Raw genomic sequence first — 19230 nt, forward strand, 5'->3', positions numbered from 1 at the left:
TCGCGCGGCGCGCCGTCTCTCGTGCTTCCGTATGTGCAGGAGGCCCGATGGCGCAGCAGGCAGTGCCGGACCGGACCGCGACGAGGGCGGGACGACGCCCGTCGCGGCGCTTCATGATGGGCAAGGCGCTGCGGGACTTCCTTGCCGACGAGTGCCTGGACCGGTCCGCGGCGCTGACCCTCTTCTCGGTCCTCGCGATCCCGCCGCTCGTCATCATGCTCACCTCCGTGCTCGCCCTGGCGGGGCAGGGACCGGCGAGCACCGACACGATGCTCGAGATCGTCGGGCAGCTCGCCCCGGACGAGGACGCGCTCGACGTCATCAGCCAGCCCGTCCGCTCCGTGCTCGAGCACCCCGCGGCGGGGTGGACGCTCGCGCTCGGCGTCGGGTCCTCGCTGTGGATCGCGGCCGGCTACGTCGGCTCCTTCGGCCGGGCGATGAACCGGATCTACGGCGTCGAGGAGGGGCGCCCGGCGCTGCAGCTGCTCGGCTGGCACCTGCTCACCACGCTCGTCCTCGTCGTCTTCGCCACCCTCGTCACGCTGTTCGCGGTCGTCTCGGGCCCGGTCGCCCGGGCCGTGGGGCAGACGCTGGAGGTGGAGGCGTCCGTCACCGTGTGGGAGCTGGCCCGCTGGCCGGTCGTGCTGCTCGCCGGGCTCGTCGTCATCTCCCTGCTCTACTTCACGACGCCGAACGTCCGGTACCAGCGCTTCCGGCTCGTCTCCCCCGGCTCGCTCCTGGCGCTGGGCATCGCGCTCGTCGCGTCCTTCGGCTTCCAGCTCTACCTCCGGCTCGCCGGGTACTTCGAGACGACCTACGGCGCGACGCTGGCGGGCATCGTCGTCCTCGTCCTGTGGCTGTGGCTCATCAACATCTCCCTCCTCCTCGGTGCCGAGCTCGACCGGGAGCTGGCGCGGGCTCGCCAGCTGGTGAGCGGCGTCGAGGCCGACCGCCGCATCCAGGTGGACGTCCGCGACCAGCGCGCCAGCCACCGTGCCGCCGCGCGTCGCAGCGCCGACGAGGCGCGGGCCCGCAGCCTGCGCGAGTCGTGGACGGACGGGCGGGAGTAGCCGCCCACGTCACGCCCCGGTCCCGGTCGGGTCACGGTTCGGCCACACCGCTGCCGCCCGCCGGCGGAAGTGGCTACGGTCCGGGCATGAGACTCCTGCGGACAGTGGTGTTCGGCTTGGTGGTCCTGCTCGGCCTCGTCGCCTGCTCGGGCGACGGCGCCGACGACAGCGGCGGCGCGCAGAGCGCGGAGGGAGGCGCCGACATGGCCGTGGAGGAGGCCGCCGACGCGGAGGCGGGCCAGCGGGAGGTCGTGACGACCGGTTCCCTCACGCTCGTCGCCACGGACCCGCTCACCGCGATGGACGAGGTCGTCGGGCTCGTCGAGGGGGTGGACGGCTACGTCGAGGAGCGTGCCGAGCACGCGGCCACGGACGAGGCCGAGGCCTCCGGCTGGCTCACCGTCCGCGTCCCCGCGGCCGAGCTCACCGCCGTGCTCGACGGCCTCGAGGCCGTCGGCGAGACCGTGGACGTGTCGATCTCCTCCGAGGACGTCACGCGCCAGGGCCGCGACCTCGACGCCCGCATCGCCGCCCTGGAGACCTCGACCGAGCGGCTCCTCGGCCTCATGGCCGAGGCCGACTCGAGCCAGACGCTCCTCGCCGCGGAGGACGCGCTGAGCGATCGGCAGGCCGAGCTCGAGGCGCTGCAGGCGGAGCGCGCCCACCTCAGCGAGCAGGTGGCGATGTCCTCGCTCCACGTGACCATCGGCGCGGACAGCCCGGTCCAGCTCGCCACCGGGGGTTTCGTCGGAGGGCTGCAGGACGGCTGGGCCGCGCTCGTCGGTTTCGCCGGCGGGCTGCTCGTCGTCCTCGGTGCGGTGCTGCCGTGGGTCGTCGCCCTCGGGGTGCCTCTCGCCGTCGTCGCGGTGCTCCTGCGCCGCCGCCGGCGCCGGGAGCCCGCGACGGCGTAGTGCCGGGCGCGGCTCACCGGCCGGCGCGCACCACCGTCACGTAGGAGCGGGTCGCTCCCGGGGCGAGCCGCACGACCTCGCCGTCCTGCTCGGCCTGCGCACGGCCGCCGTCCCGCGAGGTCGAGGGCTCCACGCCGAGCACGTTGACCCCCGGCGTCGGGTCGCGCCAGAGCACCAGCAACGGGAACGTGGGCACGGACTGCTCCACCTCGAGCCACTCACCACCGGGCGCCCGCACCGTCGTCCTGGCGGTGCTCCCCGCCCGCGGCCGGCAGTACAGGACGGTCTCCGGTGCCACCACCGGGGCGTCCAGCGTCCACGGCAGGGGCTGCCACCCGTCCGTACGGTCCCGCTCCCCGACCGCGTCGGCGGTCGCCGTGACGACCGTCCCCGGCTGGACGAGCGGGTACCCGAGGTTGAGGTGGTGGCGGAACATGTGCCCGGCGGGTGTGAACCCCTCGTTGCTCACCGTGTCCTCGACACGGAGGACGGCCGCCGTCGTGCTCGCGACGATGCGTCGCCGCAGCCGGAGCGTCGGCGCACCGAGCCCCGCCTCGACGACGTCACCCGTCAGCTCGACCGCGCGGTCGTCGCCGTCGTCGACGAGCCGCCAGCCGACGTTCTCCGCGGGGACGTGCCCCACCCGCCCGTGCAGGCCGTGCCGGACGCCGTCCACCTCGGAGGGCGCACCCGTCGAGCTGAGACCGCACGTGGTCAGCAGGCCACCACCGAATGTCCTCGTCCAGCCGGCGCCCTCGGGCTCGTGCCGGGCGGAGCTCACCGGTCCGCGGGAGGAGCGCCACGCGAGGGGCAGGCCCTCCGCGTCCGCCCATCCGATGTCCATCGCCCGGTCGAGCAGAACCTCGAAGGAGATCCCCCGCGGGTTGCGGACGGCGAGAACGGGCGCGCCGCGGCCGGGTCCGTCGTCACGCACGAGACGCTCCACGGACACGAGCTGGTCGGTCGCACCGACGAGGCTGCGCAGGCCGTCAGGCAGCGGGACGGAGTCACCCCCGAAGCCCATCAGCCCGCTCCCCGCACCTCGGTGGCCGACGCCCGCCGCGCGCCGATGGCGATGGCGGCAACGAGCACGGTGCCGGTGAGGACGTACTGCCAGTAGGACGCGACACCGAGGAGGTTGAGAGCGTTGGCCAGGACGGCGAAGAGCAGCGCTCCGACCACGGTCCCGAGCATCGTGCCGCGGCCACCGCGAAGCGCGGTGCCGCCCACGACGACCGCCGCGATGACGTCCATCTCGAAGCCCATGGCCATGTTGCCCTCGGCCGAGGCGAGCCGTCCGGCCATGAAGACAGCAGCGAGGGCGAAGCACACGCCGGCGACGACGAACACGACGACCTTCGCCCGGTTGACCGGGAGCCCGGCGAGCACCGCGGCGCGCTCGTTGGAGCCGAAGGCGCGCACCGTGCGGCCGAAGTACGTGCGCTTGAGCAGGAGGTATCCGACCACGGCGGTGACGGCGAAGACGAGGAACGGCACGGGGACCCAGCCGACGGTGCCGGTCGTCAGCGCCCGGTAGTTGCTCGAGGTGATCGGGACGACCGAGCCGGAGGTCCAGATGAACGCCAGGCCGAGGAAGAGGTAGAGCGTGCCGAGCGTGGCGATGAACGGGGCGATCTTGACGTAGGTGACGAGCAGCCCGTTGACGAGCCCGAGCGCGGCCCCGATGAGGAGCGCCAGGCCGATCGCGCCCCCGATGGTCGTGTGCGGCAGCACCGTCGCGACGGCGATCGAGCTCACCGCGATGATGCCGCCGACGGACAGGTCGAGCAGTCCACCGGCGATGAGCAGCGTCATCCCGACCGCCGCGAGACCGACGAAGGACGCCTGGAACAAGAGGTTGGACAGGTTCCCCGTCCCCCAGAAGGCCGGCCGGGCGAGCCCGACCGCGATGCAGAGGGCGACGAGCGCGACGACGAGGTACTGCTGCGAGACGACCCGCCACACCGCCTCGGCAAAGCCGGGGCGACCGCCGGAACGGGTCGGGCCGTCCGGGGGTGTCTGAGCGGTGCTGAGCTGGTCCGTGGTGGTCACGAGATCCTCCCGACGAGCATGCGGCGGACGGCGGCCCGCTGGGCGCCGTCGATGCTGAGTGCGAACACGAGCAGGGCGCCGAGGGCGACGTACTGGTAGAACGAGGGGACGTTGAGCAGGTTGAGGCCGGAGTTGATCATCGAGAGCAGCAGCGCGGCGACGAACGTGCCGGCGATGCGCGGTCGTCCACCCGCCATGCTCGTGCCGCCGAGGACGACGATGGCGATGGCCTGCAGCTCGAGGCCCGACGCGACGGAGCCGTTGACGGCACCGAGCTGGCTCGCCAGGAGCACCCCGCCCACACCCGCGGAGGCGCCCGCGACGAGGTAGGCCCACAGGAGCACCCGGTTGACGCTGATGCCCGTGTCGACGGCCGCCTCGGGGTTGTCCCCGACCGCGACGACGTGCTTGCCGAAGCGCATGCGGCCGAGCACGAACACGGCCGCGGCGCCGAGCACGACCGCGAGGAGGAAGGGCACCGGGACCCCGAGCACCGAGCTGGTCGAGACCGACTTGAAGCCCACCGACGCGATCATGATCGGCGCGCCACCTGTGAAGAGGAGGACGAGGCCACGGAAGACGCTCATCGTGCTCAACGTGGCGATGAAGCCCGGCACCCGCAGCTGGGTGACGATGAGGCCGTTGACGAGCCCGAGCCCGGCGCCGACGGCGATGCCGACGATCGCGCCGACGAGCGGACCGGCCGCGTTGACGGCGGCCGCGGCGACGCATGCGGCCAGAGCCTGGGCCGACCCGACCGACAGGTCGATGCCGCGGACCGCGATGACGAGGGTCATGCCGTAGCCGACGATCGCCAGGATCGCGGCGTTCACGAGCACGTTCGTCACGTTGGACGACGACGAGAAGTTCGGCACGACCAGGAGCCCGGCGAGGAGCACCAGCAGGAACGGGATGAGGACGCCGGCGTTCTGCAGGAGGCGACGGCGGTGGTCCGCCCGTCTCGCCCGCTCGGCGGACCGCGCGCGCTCGTCGGCGACCAGGGCGGCCGCAGCTGTCGTGGGTGCCTCAGGCATGGGTGATCTCCTCCGCGGTCTGACCGACAGATGCTCCGACGATGTTCTCCTCGGTCACGTCACGGCCGTGCAGCTCGGCGACCTGACGGCCGGCGAAGTAGACCGCGCAGCGCTCGGCGATGGCGGCGAGCTCCGGAGCGTCCGAGCTCGACACGATGACAGCCACGCCCGACTCGGCGAGCTGTCGGATGAGCTGGTAGATGTCGACCTTGGCGCCGACGTCCACCCCTCGGGTCGGCTCGTTGAGCAGCAGGACGGAGCACCCGGACAGGAGCGCCCGGCCGAGGAGCACCTTCTGCTGGTTGCCGCCCGAGAGGTTCCCGATGAGCTGTCGGCCGTGCGGCACCCGGATACGCATGAGGTCGCGCAGCCGCGTGAACTGTGCCCGCTCGTCGCTGCCGACCGGCAGGAGCCGCTGACGGAGCGGGAGGGCGGACCTGTCCCTGGAGACCATCGCGTTCTCGGTGACGTCGAGGTGGGGCAGGATCCCCTCCCCCTTGCGGTCCTCGCTCAGCATGAACAGCCCGTTGCGCATGGCCTCCCGGCTCGAGCGCAGGCGGACGGGGCGACCGTCGATGCGTACCTCCCCGCCCATCGCGACGAGGTCGCCGAAGAGAGCGCGGGTGAGCTCGGTGCGGCCCGAGCCGACGAGGCCCGCGAGCCCGAGGATCTCCCCGGCTCGCACGGTGAGGCTGACGGGGCTCGCGACGCCCGGCACCCGCAGCTCACGGACCTCGAGCCGGACGGCGGCGTCACTGGCGCTGCCCGCAGCTCGGTCGAGGGTCTGGGGCTTGCGGCCGAGCATGTGCTCGACGAGGCGCGCCTCGTCGAGCTCGGCGGTGGGCGCGTGCGCGACGAGCTCGCCGTCGCGGAGCACGGCGACGTCGTGGCAGATCTCGAAGATCTCCTCGAGGTGGTGGGAGACGTAGATGATCGCCTTGCCCTGGTTCGCGAGGCGGCGCACGATGCCGTGGAGGCGGCCGATCTCCGCTCCGTTGAGAGCGGCGGTGGGCTCGTCCATGATGAGGACGTCGAACTCGCGGGACAGCGCCCGCGCGATCTCGACCATCTGCCGGTCCCCGACCGTGAGGGACGAGACCGGCCGGTCCGGGTCGAGGTCGAGACCGAGCTGGTCGAGGAGCTCGGCCGTCCGCCGGCGGGTGCCGGGGCCGTCCACGACCCCCGCGGTCGTCGACTCGTGCCCGAGGAACACGTTGTCCGCGATGGACAGCTGGGAGACCAGGCGGAACTCCTGGCTCACCACGCTGATCCCCGCGGCCTGGGAGTCCGCCGAGCCGCGGAACGTCCGGGGCCGGCCCTGGACGGCAACCTCACCCCGGACCGGCGTCTCGATGCCGCCGAGGATCCTGATCAGCGTGCTCTTCCCTGCACCGTTCTCGCCGACCAGTCCGAGGACCTGGCCCGCGCGCAGCTCCAGTGACACTCCCTTGAGCGCGCGGACGCCGGGGTACTCCTGCACGACGTCCTTCACCCGAAGCACTGTCGTCATCGCTCTGTCTCCATCCTTCACGGCCGGGTCCTTCACGGCCGGGTGGGGGCGGCGTCCCCGCACGCCCCCACCCGTCGTCGTCTCAGTCCTGCGCGGCGCGGGACTCGCGGAAGTCGTCCAGGTTCTCCGCCGTGACCATCTCGACCGGGAAGAAGATCGTCTTGCTGGCCTCGTCGTCGTACTCGACCGTGCCGTCGAGCAGCGCGAGGACGGTCTCCACGGCCTTCATGCCCTGGCCGTACGGGTCCTGCGCGACCGACGCGCTCATCAGGCCCTGCTCGATGAGGTCGAGCGCGCCGTCGGCACCGTCGAAACCGATGAGGATGAACCCGTCGGCGACGGACTTGCCAGCCGTCTCCATCGCACGGTGCGCGCCCATCGCCGAGTCGTCGTTCGCGGCGTAGATCACCTCGAGGTCGGGGTTCGCGGACAGCATGTCCTGCGCGGCCGCGAAGCCGCCGTCGACGGTGTCGTTGCCGTCGAGGCTCGACACGATCTCGAAGTTCTCGTGCGCCTCGATGGTGGAGACGAACTCGGCGACCCGCTCCTCGCCGACGACCGAGCCGGCGTGCAGCTCGATGACACCGACCTTGTGCGGGCCGGGGACGTCCCCGAGCTGCTCGATGACGTAGTCGGCGGCGAGCGCGCCGCCCTCGACGTTGTTGGACTGGATGTAGGCGTCGTAGTCACCGGCCGTGCCGATGTCGGCGATGACGACCGGGATCTTGGCGCCGTGCGCCGCGTCGATCGTCGCCGGGAGGGCGGACGGCTGGACCGGGGTGACGATGAGGCCCGAGATGCCCTGGTTGACGAGGTCCAGGCTGCCGGAGACCTGCTGCTGCTGGTCGGACTTCTGGTCGACGACCGTCACGTCGACGCCCGCGGCCTCGGCGCCGGCCTCGACGCCCGCGGCGTAGGACTGCCAGTAGGGGTTCTGCAGGTCGTACACCGAGTACCCGAGGGTGAGCGGGTCCTTGGCCTCGAACTCGGTCACCGGGGCGTCGCCGCTGGCGGCGTCGGCAGCGGGCTCGTCGGCGCCGCTGGCGCAGGCAGTGAGCATCAGGCCCGCGACCGCGAGGGCCGCGACGGAGGTGAGGGTACGCATGGGGTCTCCTTTGACGGAACTGACAGGTGGGTGGAGGGGGCTAGCGGATCGCCGTCGCGAGGCGCCCGGAATTGGCGGCGGGTGCGACGAAGGCGTTGTCGTGGAGGCCTGCCCAGGAGGGCAGGGGGGCGGGGTTGCCCTGGGCGTGCTCGGTGGGCTCGTGGCTGAAGGTCGAGACCTCCCGCACGACGAGCGGCACCGGTGAGTCCGCCGGGCAGCGGAAGGCGTGCAGGTGCTTGCGGTGCATGACGAACTTCGGGTCGCCGGCGCGCAGGCGGACGTAGCTGGTGAGCTCGGCGTAGGAGTCCTCCCGGCCCGCGGGGAGGGCGACTCCCTCGGGCCAGGCAGCGCCCTCGGCCATCGGGGAGAACTCGACGACGTCCTCGTCCCCCACGGACACCGGGCGGTGGGAGTAGAACACCTCCATCTCGCCGAGCACGACCTCGTAGCTCTCGGTCTTGCGCTGGTGGAAGTGCGGCGGGCAGAACTTCCCCGGGTGCACGATCATCAGCTTGTCGCACAGGCCGCCGTACTCGGCGTGGCCAGCCCCCGCGGTCGGCAGGCCGTCGACGGCGGGCTCGTTGAGCGCCTCGAAGATCACCATGACCTCGTACGGCTCACGGGACCACAGGCCGTTGGTGAACGCCTCGTACTGGTCGTCACCGAAGACGATGCCGGCACTGTCGTTGACCATCTCGGCCGTCACGGGGTAGCGCAGAGCACGAGCCAGGCTCGCCGCCTCGTTGAGCCACTCGTCGTACTCCCGGCGGGTGACGTGGTCCCGATTCACAGGATCCTCCTCGTGCAGTCGCTGCGGGCGGCTGGGCTGCCGTGCCCGGTGTCGAACGTTTGTCATCTTTGAACCGGTTCACCTATGAACCGGTTCAACAATGGCCCGTTGTCGTGCCGGTGTCAAACCGCCGGAGGTCACGGTTGGGCAACGACGCTGGACCCGCGGACGACGAGCCGGGGCTCGAAGGCGATGTGTTCGCCAGGTGCCCGCTCGTCGGCCCGGACGAGCAGGCCCGCCGCGGCGGTCCCCATCTCGAAGGCAGGCTGGTGCACCGTCGTCAGCGGCGGGTTGAGGGCCGGGGCGAAGTCCGCGTCGTCGTACCCGACGAGGGCGACGTCCTGCGGGACCCTGGTCCCACGTCGCTGCATGGCCAGGAGCGCGCCGAGGGCGAGCATGTCGTTCACGCACATCACCGCCGAGACCAGCCCCGCAGCGAGCAGCGGCTCGACCGCACGGGCACCCTCCTCGACGGTGAGGTCGCCGACGACGACGTCGACCACGACGTCCGAGGCTCGCAGGCCGCGCTCGGTGACGGCCTGGACGGCCCCCTCACGCCGCTCGGCGCACCACGACACCGAGGTCGGACCGTTGACGAGCGCGATGCGGCGGTGGCCCTGGTCGACCAGGTGACCCATCGCCTGACGAGCGCCCTCGACGTTGTCGAGACTCACCCAGGCACCGGAGGAGCCCGCCGCCTGCCGCTCGAGCGTCACGACACCGAAGCGCCGGTCCTCGAAGGCCGCCCAGTCCTCGGCACGCTCGACGATCGGCGCGATCACCAGACCGTCGACGCCCTGGCTCTCCAGCACCCGCAGGACGTGCCGCTGGCGGGCGGGGTCCTGCCGGGTCGAGCCGACGACCATCGTGAGCCCTGCGCCGTCGGCGACCGTCTCGATGCCGCGGAGCACCGATGCCCAGAACGGGTTCCCGACGTCGGGGACGACGACGCCGATGAGCTCGGACCTGCGGCTGCGAAGCTGCCCTGCCGCCCGCGACGGCACGAACCCGAGCTCTCGCATCGCGCGCTCGACACGCTCGCGCGTCTTGGGCACCACGCGGTCAGGATTGTTGAGGACGTTGGAGACGGTACCGAGGGACACGCCGGCCATCGCCGCCACCTCGCGGACCCCGACCGACCGACCGGGCCGTTCCGGCGTGTCAGATTCTGCAGCCATTGCTCTCGTCATACCCGTTCGTCGCGGTGTCGTGGGTCTCCCCCGGCAGAGGCTCACAGTACGCGGGCGGGTTCCACCGACGGCGCCGTGGCGCGGCCAGGGGCTGTGCAGGCGTGCCCCCGGGCAGCCGTGAGCCGCTCCCGCCGCACGGGCGCGCCGGGAGGACGAGCGAGCCGTCAGAGGCGCTTGACCAGCGGGAAGGTGATCGTCTCGCGGATGCCCTGGCCCGTGAGGGCCATGAGGAGGCGGTCGATCCCCATGCCCATGCCACCGGCCGGCGGCATGCCCTGCTCCATCGCCTGGAGGAAGTCCTCGTCCAGGACCATGGCCTCCGGGTCGCCCGCCGCGGCCACGAGCGCCTGCGCCGCGAAGCGCTCGCGCTGGACGACGGGGTCGACGAGCTCGGAGTAGGCGGTGGCGAGCTCGAAGCCGCGCACGTACAGGTCCCACTTCTCCACGACGCCCGGCACGGAGCGGTGCTCGCGGGTGAGCGGGGAGGTGTCCACGGGGTAGTCGCGCACGAAGGTCGGGGCGTGGAGGTGGTCGCCCACGAGGTGCTCCCACAGCTCCTCGACGACCTTGCCCGCCGTGTAGTGCGGGGCCACGGGCACCTCGAGGCGCTCGGCGTGGCGGGTGAGCTCCTCGAGGGAGGTCTGCGGGGTGACCTCCTCGCCGAGGGCGGCGCTGAGCGAGGGGAACAGGGACAGCTCGTCCCACTCGCCCCCGAGCTCGTACTCGCTGCCGTCGGCCAGGGTGACCGTCGTGGTGCCGAAGGCGTCCTGCGCCGCGCGCTGGACGAGGTGGCGGGTGAGCTCGGCCATCGTGTCGTACGAGCCGTAGGCCTCGTAGGCCTCGAGCATGGCGAACTCCGGGGAGTGGCTGGAGTCGGCGCCCTCGTTGCGGAAGTTGCGGTTGATCTCGAAGACGCGGTCGATCCCGCCCACGACGGCCCGCTTGAGGAAGAGCTCGGGCGCGATGCGGAGGTAGAGGTCGACGTCATAGGCGTTCATGTGGGTGACGAAGGGCCGTGCGGCGGCGCCACCGGGCTGCACCTGGAGCATCGGCGTCTCGATCTCGAGGAAGTCGCGCTCGTCGAGGTTGCGCCGCAGCGACCTCACGACGGCGGCGCGGGTGCGGACCATGTCGCGGGCGGCCGGGCGCATGATGAGGTCGAGGTGGCGCCGACGCACGCGCCCCTCCTCGGAGAGCGCGACCTGCTCGCCGTCCTCGGTCTCGTAGGTCTTGGGCAGCGGGCGCAGGGACTTGGCGGCAAGCCGGTAGGAGTCGGCGAAGATGCTCAGCTCCCCGCGGCGGGAGGCGATGACGCGGCCCTGGACGAAGAGGTGGTCCCCGAGGTCGACGTCGGCCTTGAAGGAGGCCAGCGCCTCCTCCCCGACCTCCGCGCGGGAGAGCATCGCCTGCAGGCGGGTGCCGTCCCCGCTCTGGAGCGTGACGAAGCACAGCTTGCCCGTGTTGCGCAGGTACATGACCCGGCCGGCGACGCCGACGACGTCGTCCGTCTCCTCCCCCGCCTCCAGCCCGGTGTACCTCTCCCGGACGGCGGGGATCGTCGTCGTCACCGGGAGGGTGACGGGGTAGGGGTCGACACCCTCGGCCAGCATCCGGGCGCGCTTCTCGGCACGCACCCGGACCTGCTCGGGAACGTCCTGGTCGTGGTCCTCGGGGGCCGGCACGGTGGGGGTCGTCTCACTCACCCCCCGATCCTATCCAGCGGCACGTCGGGCCCGGGCCCGGCGCTATCCTCGTGCGGACGCGCCGGGCCGAGGCGGCGCACGAGGGGACGGGTGATGGGCGCGACGAGCACCGGCGCGACGGGCGACGCAGAGGCCGGTCCCGGCGCGGACGCCGTCAGCCAGCCCGGCCTCTTCGACATCCCCCCGGGTGCCCGCCGCACGCCCGTGCGGGTGGTGCTTCTCACCGGGCCCTCGGGCTCGGGCAAGACCTCCCTCACCGGCCGGCTCGGCCTGCCGGTCGTCTCGCTCGACGACTTCTACCGCGACGGCGACCACCCGGAGCTGCCGCGCCGATACGGGATCGTCGACTGGGACGACCCGCGCAGCTGGGACCGCGAGGGGGCGCTGGCCGCGCTCCTCGAGATCGCCCGCACCGGCCGCGCGGAGGTGCCGCTCTACGACATCCCGACCAACCGGCGCACGACGACCACCCAGTTCGACGCCGGCGGCAGCCCCATCGTCCTCGCCGAGGGGATCTTCGCCGCCGAGCTCATCGCGGACTGCCGCGACGAGGACATCCTCGCCGACGCCCTGTGCCTGTGGCGCCCGCGCCTGCAGACCTTCTGGTTCCGGCTCCTGCGCGACCTCGGCGAGGCCCGCAAGCCCCCGCTCACGCTGCTGCGGCGCGGCCTCAACCTCGCGCGGGTCGAGCCGGGGATGATCGCCGAGCTCGAGCGCCGCGGTGCCCGCAGGATGCGCGTGGCCGAGGCGGAGCAGTACATCCGCTCGCTGGCCACCCGCCCCTAGATCCGCATATGCGGGAAAAGCACGGCCTCAACGCGTACGACGCCGCACTTTTCGCGCATATGCGGAGAGGGGGGCGGTGGGCGCGGCGTCAGGCGAGCAGGGCGGTGATCGCGAGGATCACCGGGACCGAGCCGATCGTCGAGAGGAAGATCGCGTCGCGGGCCAGCACGACGCCGCGGTCGTAGCGGCTGGCGACGACGAAGACGTTCTGCGCCGTCGGGAGCGCCGCGAGGACGGCGACGGCGTAGAGGGCGGTGTCCTGCAGGCCCAGCGCCACGCCGACGAGGTAGGCGAGGGCGGGCTGGACGAGGAGCTTGAGCCCGACGACGAGCACGAGCTCGCGCGCCGGTGAGCCCGCCCCGGGCTTGGGACCCAGGCGCAGGGAGACCCCGTAGGCGAGCAGCATCGCGGGCACGGCCATCCCGCCGAGCAGGTCGACCGGCGCGCGGACGACGCTCGGGAGCTGCAGGCCGGTGAGCGCGAGGACGAGCCCGAGCACCGCGCCGAGCATGAGCGGGTTGCGCACGGTGCGCAGCGCGAGCCGTCCCACGCCCATCCCGCGTCCCGCCGTCGTGCGGTCGAGGACCGCGAGGGCGAGGGGCTGCAGCAGCACGAGCTGGAGCAGGATGACCGGGGCGACGAGGGCAGCGTCCCCGAGCACGTAGGCAGCGACCGGCAGCCCGAGGTTGCCGGCGTTGACGTACATCGAGCACAGCCCGGCGACGACCGTCTCGGGTGCGGGCCGCCGCGCCACCACCCGCGACAGGAGCAGGTAGAGGGCCAGCGCACCCGCGACGGCGCCGGTGGTGGCCACGAGGTTGGCCGAGAAGACGGCGTGGACGTCGGCGTCGGCCACGACGGTGAGCAGCAGCGCGGGGCTGGCGACCCAGAAGGCCAGCCGGACGAGCATCGTCTGGCTGGCGTAGGTGAGGAAGCCGACGTGCGCGAGGACGGCGCCGAGGGCGATGAGCGCCGCGAGCGCGGCGAAGCCCTCGAGGACGCCGGTCACCTCAGCGTGGCCCGGTGACTGCCTCGGCGCGGTAGTCGGCGAAGGGGACGCCGCTGGGCTCGACGGGGTAGGACACGTCGTCCGCCGCGGCGGGCAGCTGGGCCGGCTCCTGGCCGACGTCGAGGATGCGGTTGTGCTCGTCGACGAAGACGACCGACGGCTCGTAGCTGCGCGCGTCGGCGTCGCTGAGCATGCCGTAGGCGATGAGGATGACGAGGTCGCCGGGGTGGACGTGGTGGGCGGCCGCCCCGTTGATCTGGATGTCGCCCCTGCCCCGCTCGCCGGGGATGACGTAGGTGGTGAGCCGCGAGCCGTTGGTGATGTCGACGACGTCGACCTGCTGGCCGGGCAGGAGGTCCGCGGCGTCCAGGAGGTCGGCGTCCACGGTGATGGAGCCGACGTAGTGGAGGTCCGCCGCCGTCACGGTGGCGCGGTGGATCTTGCCGATGAGCATGGGTCGCTGCAGCGAGCTGGGCGCTGGCATCGTCACTCGTCCTTCCAGAGGTCGAGAATCGTGTTGTCGATGAGCCGGGTGGTCCCGACCCAGGCGGCGACGACGAGGAGGGCGGGGCCGCTCGCGTCCGCGGGCACGGCCTCCATCGTCTCAGGGTCGACGAGCTCGAGATAGTCGAGCCGCACGCCCGGCTCGGCGACCAGACGCTCGCGCGCGGCGGCCAGCACCTGCTCGGCACCGGCGCCGGCGGCCCCGCGAGCCGCGTCGAGTGCGCCGGACAGCGCGAGGGCGGCGGCCCGGTCGGTGCCGCTGAGGTAGGCGTTGCGGCTGCTCATCGCCAGGCCGTCGGGCTCACGGCGGATCGGCACGCCGACCACCTCGACGTCGACGTCGAGGTCGCGCACCATCGCCCGGACGAGCGCGAGCTGCTGGGCGTCCTTCTGCCCGAAGAGCGCCACGTGCGGCCGCGTGAGGTGGAGGAGCTTGAGGACGACGGTGAGGACGCCGGCGAAGTGGGTGGGCCGGGTGGCGCCCTCGAGGACGGCCGCGAGCGGGCCCGGCTCGACCCGCACGCGCGGGTCGCCGTTCGGGTACATCGTCTCGGGGTCCGGGGCGAAGACGACGTCGGCGCCCACCTCCGCCAGCTTGGCGAGGTCCGCCTCGAGGTCCCGCGGGTAGGCGTCGAGGTCCTCCCCCGGCGCGAACTGGAGCGGGTTGACGAAGATCGTCACGACGACGTGGTCGGCCCGGCGACGGGCCTCGCGCACGAGGTCGAGGTGACCCTCGTGCAGCGCCCCCATCGTCATGACGACGGCGCGTGTGCCGCGCTGCCGGTCGAGCACCTCCCGCAGGTCCGCCCGGGTGCGCACGAGCACCGGCGACGGCGCGGGGGCCGCGGGCGCGTCGTCGTCGGCCGCCGGGTGGGCGGGGACGGGGGTCTCGGCGACGGCGTCGAGCAGGAGCTGGGCGGCGGAGTCGGTGAGGCGGCCCGCGGACCAGGCCCGCTGCGTGGTGACGCGGGCGAGGGTGCGGTAGGCCGGGGGGAGGTCGGCGAGTCCGGAGTCCTCGGCGGCGAGGGCCGCGAGGCTGGCCAGGTGCTCGGCGACGGTGCCGGCGTCCCCGCGCAGGACGGGGCCGGTGAGCGCGAGCTCGCCGTCGCGCAGGGTGCCGTCGAGGGCCGCGGTGAGGAGCGGGCCGAGGTAGAGCCCCGGCTCGTCGACGCCGGCGCGGCCGAGCACGCGCATCGCCTGGGTCACGAGGGTGACGAGGTGGTTCGCGCCGTGCGCGAGGGCCGCGTGGTAGAGCGGGCGCGCCGACTCGGGCAGCGCGACGGGCTCGCCACCGATCTCGACGACGAGCGCCTGGCCGATCGGCAGCACCGGCGCGGGCGCGGTGACGGCGAAGGGGCAGCCGACCAGCCGCGAGAGGTCGATGCTCGTGCCGGTGAAGGTCATCGCCGGGTGCAGGGCCACGGGGATCGCTCCCGCGCGCTGCGCGGGCGCGAGGACGCCGGTGCCGAAGCGGCCGGCGGTGTGGACGACGATCTGCCCGGCCTGCCAGCCGCCGGTGTCGGCGATGCCCTGGACGAGGCCGGCGAGGGCGTCGTCGGGAACGGTGAGGAGGACGAGCTCGGCGCGCTCGACGATCTCGGGGACCTCGAGCACCGGGACGCCCGGCAGGAGCGCGTCGACGCGGTCGCGGCTGTCCTCGGACACCGCACTGGCGCCGACGACGCTGTGCCCGGCGGCCCGCAGCGCGCTGCCGAGGACGGCGCCGACGCGGCCCGCGCCGACGACGCCCACGCCGAGTCGTCCGGGTCGGGACGACGGCGGGACGTCTCCAGGCACGCTCGCGCTCACCGCGCCATTATCGCTCCGCCCGCCGGCACGGGGGCGGTGACGTCGGACACCGCCGGCCGGCTCAGCGGCCTGTGGGCGGACCCTGGACCGGCCGTCCGGCGGGCGGAGGTGGTGCCTGGGGCGCACCGGCCGGCGGGGGCGGCACGTCGTGGCGAGGCGCAGCGGCGGGCGGAGGCGGGCTCGTGGGAGCACCGGCGGGAGGCGGGACCTGGACGGGAGGTCCGGCCGGGGGCGCCTGCACCGGCGGACCCGACGGCGGCGCCTGGACAGGCGATCCCGCGGGCGGCGCCTGGACAGGCGATCCCGCGGGCGGCGCCTGGACAGGCGATCCCGCGGGCGGCGCCTGGACGGGAGATCCCGCGGGCGGCGCGTGGACGGGAGATCCCGCGGGCGGCGCGTGGACGGGAGATCCCGTCGGCGCCGCGTGGACCGGGCTGCCCGCGGGCGGCGGGGGCGCGTCGGTGCCCGCCGTGCCGGGCTGCTGGGCGGCCGGGCCGACGAGACCCACCCGGCGCATCCACTCCTCGGGGGACTCGCGGTGCCGGGCGGCGCGGGAGCGCTCGGAGGCCTCGCGGAGGATGGCGAGCGCCGTCATCTCCTCGAGGTGGTGCGCGGTGGTCGCGACCGAGCCGCCGACCGTGGCGGCGACGACGTTGGCGATCCCGACGCGTCGCTCCAGCGGCCCCTGGCTCAGGGCCAGGGACTGGGTGCGCTCGTGCGGCACGATCGCCAGCGCGCGGTTGAAGCGGCCGGTGCGCATGAGGACCGCGCTCTCGGTGAGCTGGATGCCGTTGCGCCGCCACGAGAGCGGGTCGAGCCAGCGGGCGCCGCGGGGGCTCGTGGCGAAGCCGGCGGCGTCACCGGAGCCCTCGAGCGCGGCGTCGATGACGGCCTGCGGGTCGGGGACGCCGAGGTCGGGCAGGACGAGCCACAGCGCGGTCAGGGCGTCGCCCCGGGAGCCGACGGGCAGCAGCACGGTGCCCGTCGTCGACTCCATCTGGTTCTCCAGACCCCCGTAGCCCGCGACGTTCACCTCCACGCGCCACCAGCCGCGGCGGCGCCACAGGAGCGGCTGCTTGAGGCCGACCGTGTGGATGCGGCCCGGGGGGACCGTCTGGGTGCGCTGCTCGAGCAGGCCGTAGCGCAGGCGGATGCCGTCGGCGGAGATCGCCGCGCGGAAGTTGAAACCGCCGGTGAACCGGCCCCACAGGTAGGTGCCCCACCCGATGAAGCCCGGCAGCGCACCGGCGAGCGGCGCGAAGCTCTCGGCGACGATCGCCGCGACGAGAAGACCGCCGAGGACGAGGACGAGCGCGATCATCGAGCCCGAGAGCACGAGCGAGCCGACGAGCCGGCCGGTGGGGACCGTGAGCAGCTCCCGCTCGACCTCGGTCCGGAGCGGGGTGACGGCGGGGGCGTCGACGGCGGCCGGCTCACCACCCGACGGAGGTGCCGGCGTCGTCGTCGTGCCGCGGTCCGCGGCCCGGTCCAGGACCTCCCGACGCAGCCGCTGGGCCTCCTCCTCCTTGAGGAAGGCGAGGACGACCGACGAGCCGGTGCCGCCCGCCGTCTCGATCTTCAGCTGGGCCAGACCGAAGAGGCGCGCGAGGAGCGGCTGGACGACGTCCACCGCCTGGATGCGGTTGAGGCGCGCGTGGCGCTGCTGGCGGAAGAGGATGCCGCTGTGGAGGAAGACGGCGTCGCGCCCGACGGCGTAGCGCATCATCCGCCACGACAGCACCGAGTACACGGTGAGGACGAGGAGGAGCAGGAGGACGGCGCCGCCACCGATGAGCAGGACCAGCGTCCAGTCGACGGTCTCGCGGTCCTCCCACACCTCGGCGAGGAGCTGGGTGTTCTGCCAGACCAGCACCGCGAAGAGCGCGACGATGACCTTCCACGCGTTGAGGACGGGCGTGACCTTGTGGACACGCCGCCAGTCGACGTGCTCCTCGGGAGCCGGCTGCTGCTCGGTGCTCACAGGCCGGCCAGCCTCGACTCGCCGCGCTCGCTGAGGCGGTCACGCAGCCGGGACGCCTCCTCCGGCGGCAGGCCGGGGATCGAGGCGTCGGTCTGCGCGGAGGCCGTGTGGAGCTGGACCTTGGCGACGTTCGCCCAGCGGTCCATCGGGCCGGCCTGGACGTCGACGTACTGCATGCGGCCGTAGGGGACGACGGTGAGCTGGCGGAAGAGGATGCCCTTGCGGATGAGGAGGTCCTCCTCGCGCTCGGCGTAGCCGATCGAGCGCACCTGGCGCGGGACGAGCCAGCCCAGCCACACGACGAGCAGGACGAGCACGCCGATCGGGATGGACCACCACCAGCCGGGGAAGAGGACGGCGAGGACGATGAGCGCGACGAGCGGCAGCCCCAGCCACACCGCCACCGAGATGAGCCGCACCTTGGTGAGGCCGGTCGAGACGGGTGTGAAGGTGAGGCCCTCGGGTGCGAACGGGTTGCGTGTCGCTCCTCGCCGGCCTGGCATGTCGCTCATGAGTGGTCCTCTCGTCAGTCAGCACCGAGAGCCTCCCACACCCCCCGCCCACCCCTCGCATATGGGTGAATATCGCGGACAGTGTTCCCCAGGAGCAGTAGGACTCCCACATATGGCGGGTTGGCGGGTGGGGGAGGTCGGGCTCCGGAGAGCACGGTGCTCCACAGGGCGCGGGTGGGGCGGCACGGGCCACCGTCTCGCGTTGTGGCCCGGACTGAAGGTCGACGTCGGCGCGAGAGTGCTGCCATGTCCATCGACCCAGTCCCCGCCTCCTTCGCCCGGGCCGCGGAGAAGGACTGCGTTACGCCGCTCCTCACCCGTGACGCCGCCGCTCATGGACTCACCCCGTCCCTGCTCCGACGCAAGGCCTATCGCCGCGTGTTCCACGGCGTCCACCTCCCCGTCGACGCAGCAGACGACACGTGGACGCGTGCCCACGCCGCTCTGGCACTCACGGGGCAGGGAGCCGTGGCCAGCTTCACGACGGCGGCGCGGCTGTGGGGTGCCGCGGTTCCCGAGGACGCCGACATCCACGTCAGCGTGGCCACCGCCGCTGAGCGTCGTGCGGTGGAAGGCATCACCTTCCACGTCGACCAGGGCCTGGTTCCCGAGCACCACGTCCGCGGCGTCCGGGTGACCTCGCCGGAGCACACGTTCATCGACCTGGCACGACGGCTGAGCCTCGTGGACCTCGTCGTCGTCGGGGACGGCCTGGTGAGGAACGGCCACACGACGCCCGAGATGCTCCGAACCGCCTGCCTCGCGAGCAGGCGCAAGGGAAGCGTGGCAGCCAGGCGTGCCAGCATGTACGTCCGGACAGGCGTCGAGTCCCCGATGGAGACACGCCTGCGCATGCTCGTCATCCTCGCCGGTCTGCCCGAGCCCGAGCTGCAGATCGAGATCCGGCTCGAGGACGGCACCGTCGTCTACCGCCTTGACATGGGCTACGTCGCGGCGCTCCTCGGCTTCGAGTACGACGGGCGACACCACGCCGAGGACCCTGAGCAGTGGGACCACGACGTCTCTCGGCGCGAGTACCTCGACTCCATCGGCTGGCGCATCATCGTCATCAGAGCGGCGGACATCTACCAGCACCCGGACCAGACCCTCGCCCGGATCGTGACCGCCATGAAGGCGGCGGGCGCACCCGTCCCGGCTCTGTCGACCACCTGGGCTCGCCACTTCCCCGGCCGCTCCTCCTAACCCCTTCGCATATGCGCGAAACCCGCACGCTGCGCGCCAGAATGGCAGCAATTTTCGCGCA

At 73.1% G+C, this 19230-nt stretch carries 17 protein-coding genes and 1 pseudogene; 4 read left to right on the top strand and 14 right to left on the bottom strand.

Annotated features, from left to right (window positions below; all coding sequences use genetic code 11):
- Positions 1 to 47: 47 nt before the first annotated feature.
- Both H9624_RS05330 and H9624_RS05335 read left to right on the top strand, forming a co-directional pair.
- Complete coding sequence (locus H9624_RS05330; protein WP_251838802.1) at positions 48 to 1070, top strand: YihY/virulence factor BrkB family protein; 1023 nt, start codon at positions 48 to 50, stop codon at positions 1068 to 1070.
- An 86-nt stretch (positions 1071 to 1156) separates the two neighbouring features.
- Positions 1157 to 1981 (top strand): DUF4349 domain-containing protein, encoded by an 825-nt coding sequence (locus tag H9624_RS05335; protein ID WP_251838803.1) that lies wholly within the window; start codon positions 1157 to 1159, stop codon positions 1979 to 1981.
- A gap of 13 nt (positions 1982 to 1994) precedes the next feature.
- On the opposite strand, the gene H9624_RS05340 is transcribed toward H9624_RS05335, so the two are convergent.
- From H9624_RS05340 to lysS, 8 genes are all read right to left on the bottom strand, one after another.
- A complete protein-coding gene (locus H9624_RS05340) occupies positions 1995 to 3005 on the bottom strand; it encodes a DUF4432 family protein (RefSeq protein ID WP_251838804.1) in 1011 nt (336 codons plus the stop codon).
- On the bottom strand, positions 3005 to 4033 hold the full coding sequence (locus tag H9624_RS05345; protein ID WP_251838805.1) for an ABC transporter permease: 1029 nt from the start codon (positions 4031 to 4033) through the stop codon (positions 3005 to 3007). Before H9624_RS05345 ends, H9624_RS05340 begins: the two co-directional genes overlap by 1 nt.
- Complete coding sequence (locus H9624_RS05350) at positions 4030 to 5067, bottom strand: ABC transporter permease (RefSeq protein WP_251838806.1); 1038 nt, start codon at positions 5065 to 5067, stop codon at positions 4030 to 4032. Before H9624_RS05350 ends, H9624_RS05345 begins: the two co-directional genes overlap by 4 nt.
- Positions 5060 to 6577 (bottom strand): sugar ABC transporter ATP-binding protein, encoded by a 1518-nt coding sequence (locus tag H9624_RS05355; protein WP_251838807.1) that lies wholly within the window; start codon positions 6575 to 6577, stop codon positions 5060 to 5062. The genes H9624_RS05350 and H9624_RS05355 overlap by 8 nt, the downstream gene beginning before the upstream one ends.
- Before the next feature lie 82 nt (positions 6578 to 6659).
- Positions 6660 to 7682: a substrate-binding domain-containing protein gene (locus H9624_RS05360; RefSeq protein ID WP_251838808.1), complete on the bottom strand. Its 1023-nt coding sequence runs from the start codon at positions 7680 to 7682 to the stop codon at positions 6660 to 6662.
- Between the two features lie 40 nt (positions 7683 to 7722).
- A complete protein-coding gene (locus tag H9624_RS05365) occupies positions 7723 to 8472 on the bottom strand; it encodes a cupin domain-containing protein (RefSeq protein ID WP_251838809.1) in 750 nt (249 codons plus the stop codon).
- A gap of 137 nt (positions 8473 to 8609) precedes the next feature.
- Positions 8610 to 9662, bottom strand: a complete 1053-nt coding sequence (locus tag H9624_RS05370) for a LacI family DNA-binding transcriptional regulator (RefSeq protein ID WP_307784930.1) — start codon at positions 9660 to 9662, stop codon at positions 8610 to 8612.
- Positions 9663 to 9826: 164 nt separating this feature from the next.
- Positions 9827 to 11365 (bottom strand): lysine--tRNA ligase, encoded by a 1539-nt coding sequence (lysS, locus tag H9624_RS05375; protein WP_251838811.1) that lies wholly within the window; start codon positions 11363 to 11365, stop codon positions 9827 to 9829.
- Positions 11366 to 11458: 93 nt separating this feature from the next.
- Here lysS and H9624_RS05380 point away from each other — a divergent pair, with 93 nt between their 5' ends.
- Positions 11459 to 12151 carry a uridine kinase family protein gene (locus H9624_RS05380; protein ID WP_251838812.1) on the top strand — a complete coding sequence of 231 codons (693 nt, stop codon included), beginning with the start codon at positions 11459 to 11461 and terminating at the stop codon, positions 12149 to 12151.
- 88 nt (positions 12152 to 12239) lie between these two features.
- Here H9624_RS05380 and H9624_RS05385 read toward each other — a convergent pair whose 3' ends face one another.
- From H9624_RS05385 to H9624_RS05410, 6 genes and pseudogenes are all read right to left on the bottom strand, one after another.
- A complete protein-coding gene (locus H9624_RS05385) occupies positions 12240 to 13160 on the bottom strand; it encodes an AEC family transporter (protein WP_251838813.1) in 921 nt (306 codons plus the stop codon).
- A 1-nt stretch (position 13161) separates the two neighbouring features.
- A complete protein-coding gene (gene panD / locus H9624_RS05390; RefSeq protein WP_251838814.1) occupies positions 13162 to 13644 on the bottom strand; it encodes an aspartate 1-decarboxylase in 483 nt (160 codons plus the stop codon).
- A gap of 2 nt (positions 13645 to 13646) precedes the next feature.
- Positions 13647 to 14489 carry a pantoate--beta-alanine ligase gene (panC, locus tag H9624_RS05395; protein WP_251839014.1) on the bottom strand — a complete coding sequence of 281 codons (843 nt, stop codon included), beginning with the start codon at positions 14487 to 14489 and terminating at the stop codon, positions 13647 to 13649.
- 66 nt (positions 14490 to 14555) lie between these two features.
- Positions 14556 to 15461, bottom strand: a pseudogene (locus H9624_RS05400) (Rossmann-like and DUF2520 domain-containing protein); the annotation flags it as partial.
- A 73-nt stretch (positions 15462 to 15534) separates the two neighbouring features.
- Positions 15535 to 17454 (bottom strand): PH domain-containing protein, encoded by a 1920-nt coding sequence (locus H9624_RS16440; protein ID WP_307784931.1) that lies wholly within the window; start codon positions 17452 to 17454, stop codon positions 15535 to 15537.
- A complete protein-coding gene (locus H9624_RS05410) occupies positions 17451 to 17966 on the bottom strand; it encodes a PH domain-containing protein (RefSeq protein WP_251838815.1) in 516 nt (171 codons plus the stop codon). Before H9624_RS05410 ends, H9624_RS16440 begins: the two co-directional genes overlap by 4 nt.
- 246 nt (positions 17967 to 18212) lie before the next feature.
- Between H9624_RS05410 and H9624_RS05415 the strand changes: the two genes are divergently transcribed.
- Complete coding sequence (locus H9624_RS05415) at positions 18213 to 19169, top strand: PDDEXK-like endonuclease domain-containing protein (protein ID WP_251838816.1); 957 nt, start codon at positions 18213 to 18215, stop codon at positions 19167 to 19169.
- The last annotated feature ends 61 nt before the right edge of the window (positions 19170 to 19230 follow it).

The organism is Oceanitalea stevensii, from assembly GCF_014837105.1.
GTDB lineage: Bacteria > Actinomycetota > Actinomycetes > Actinomycetales > Actinomycetaceae > Oceanitalea > Oceanitalea stevensii.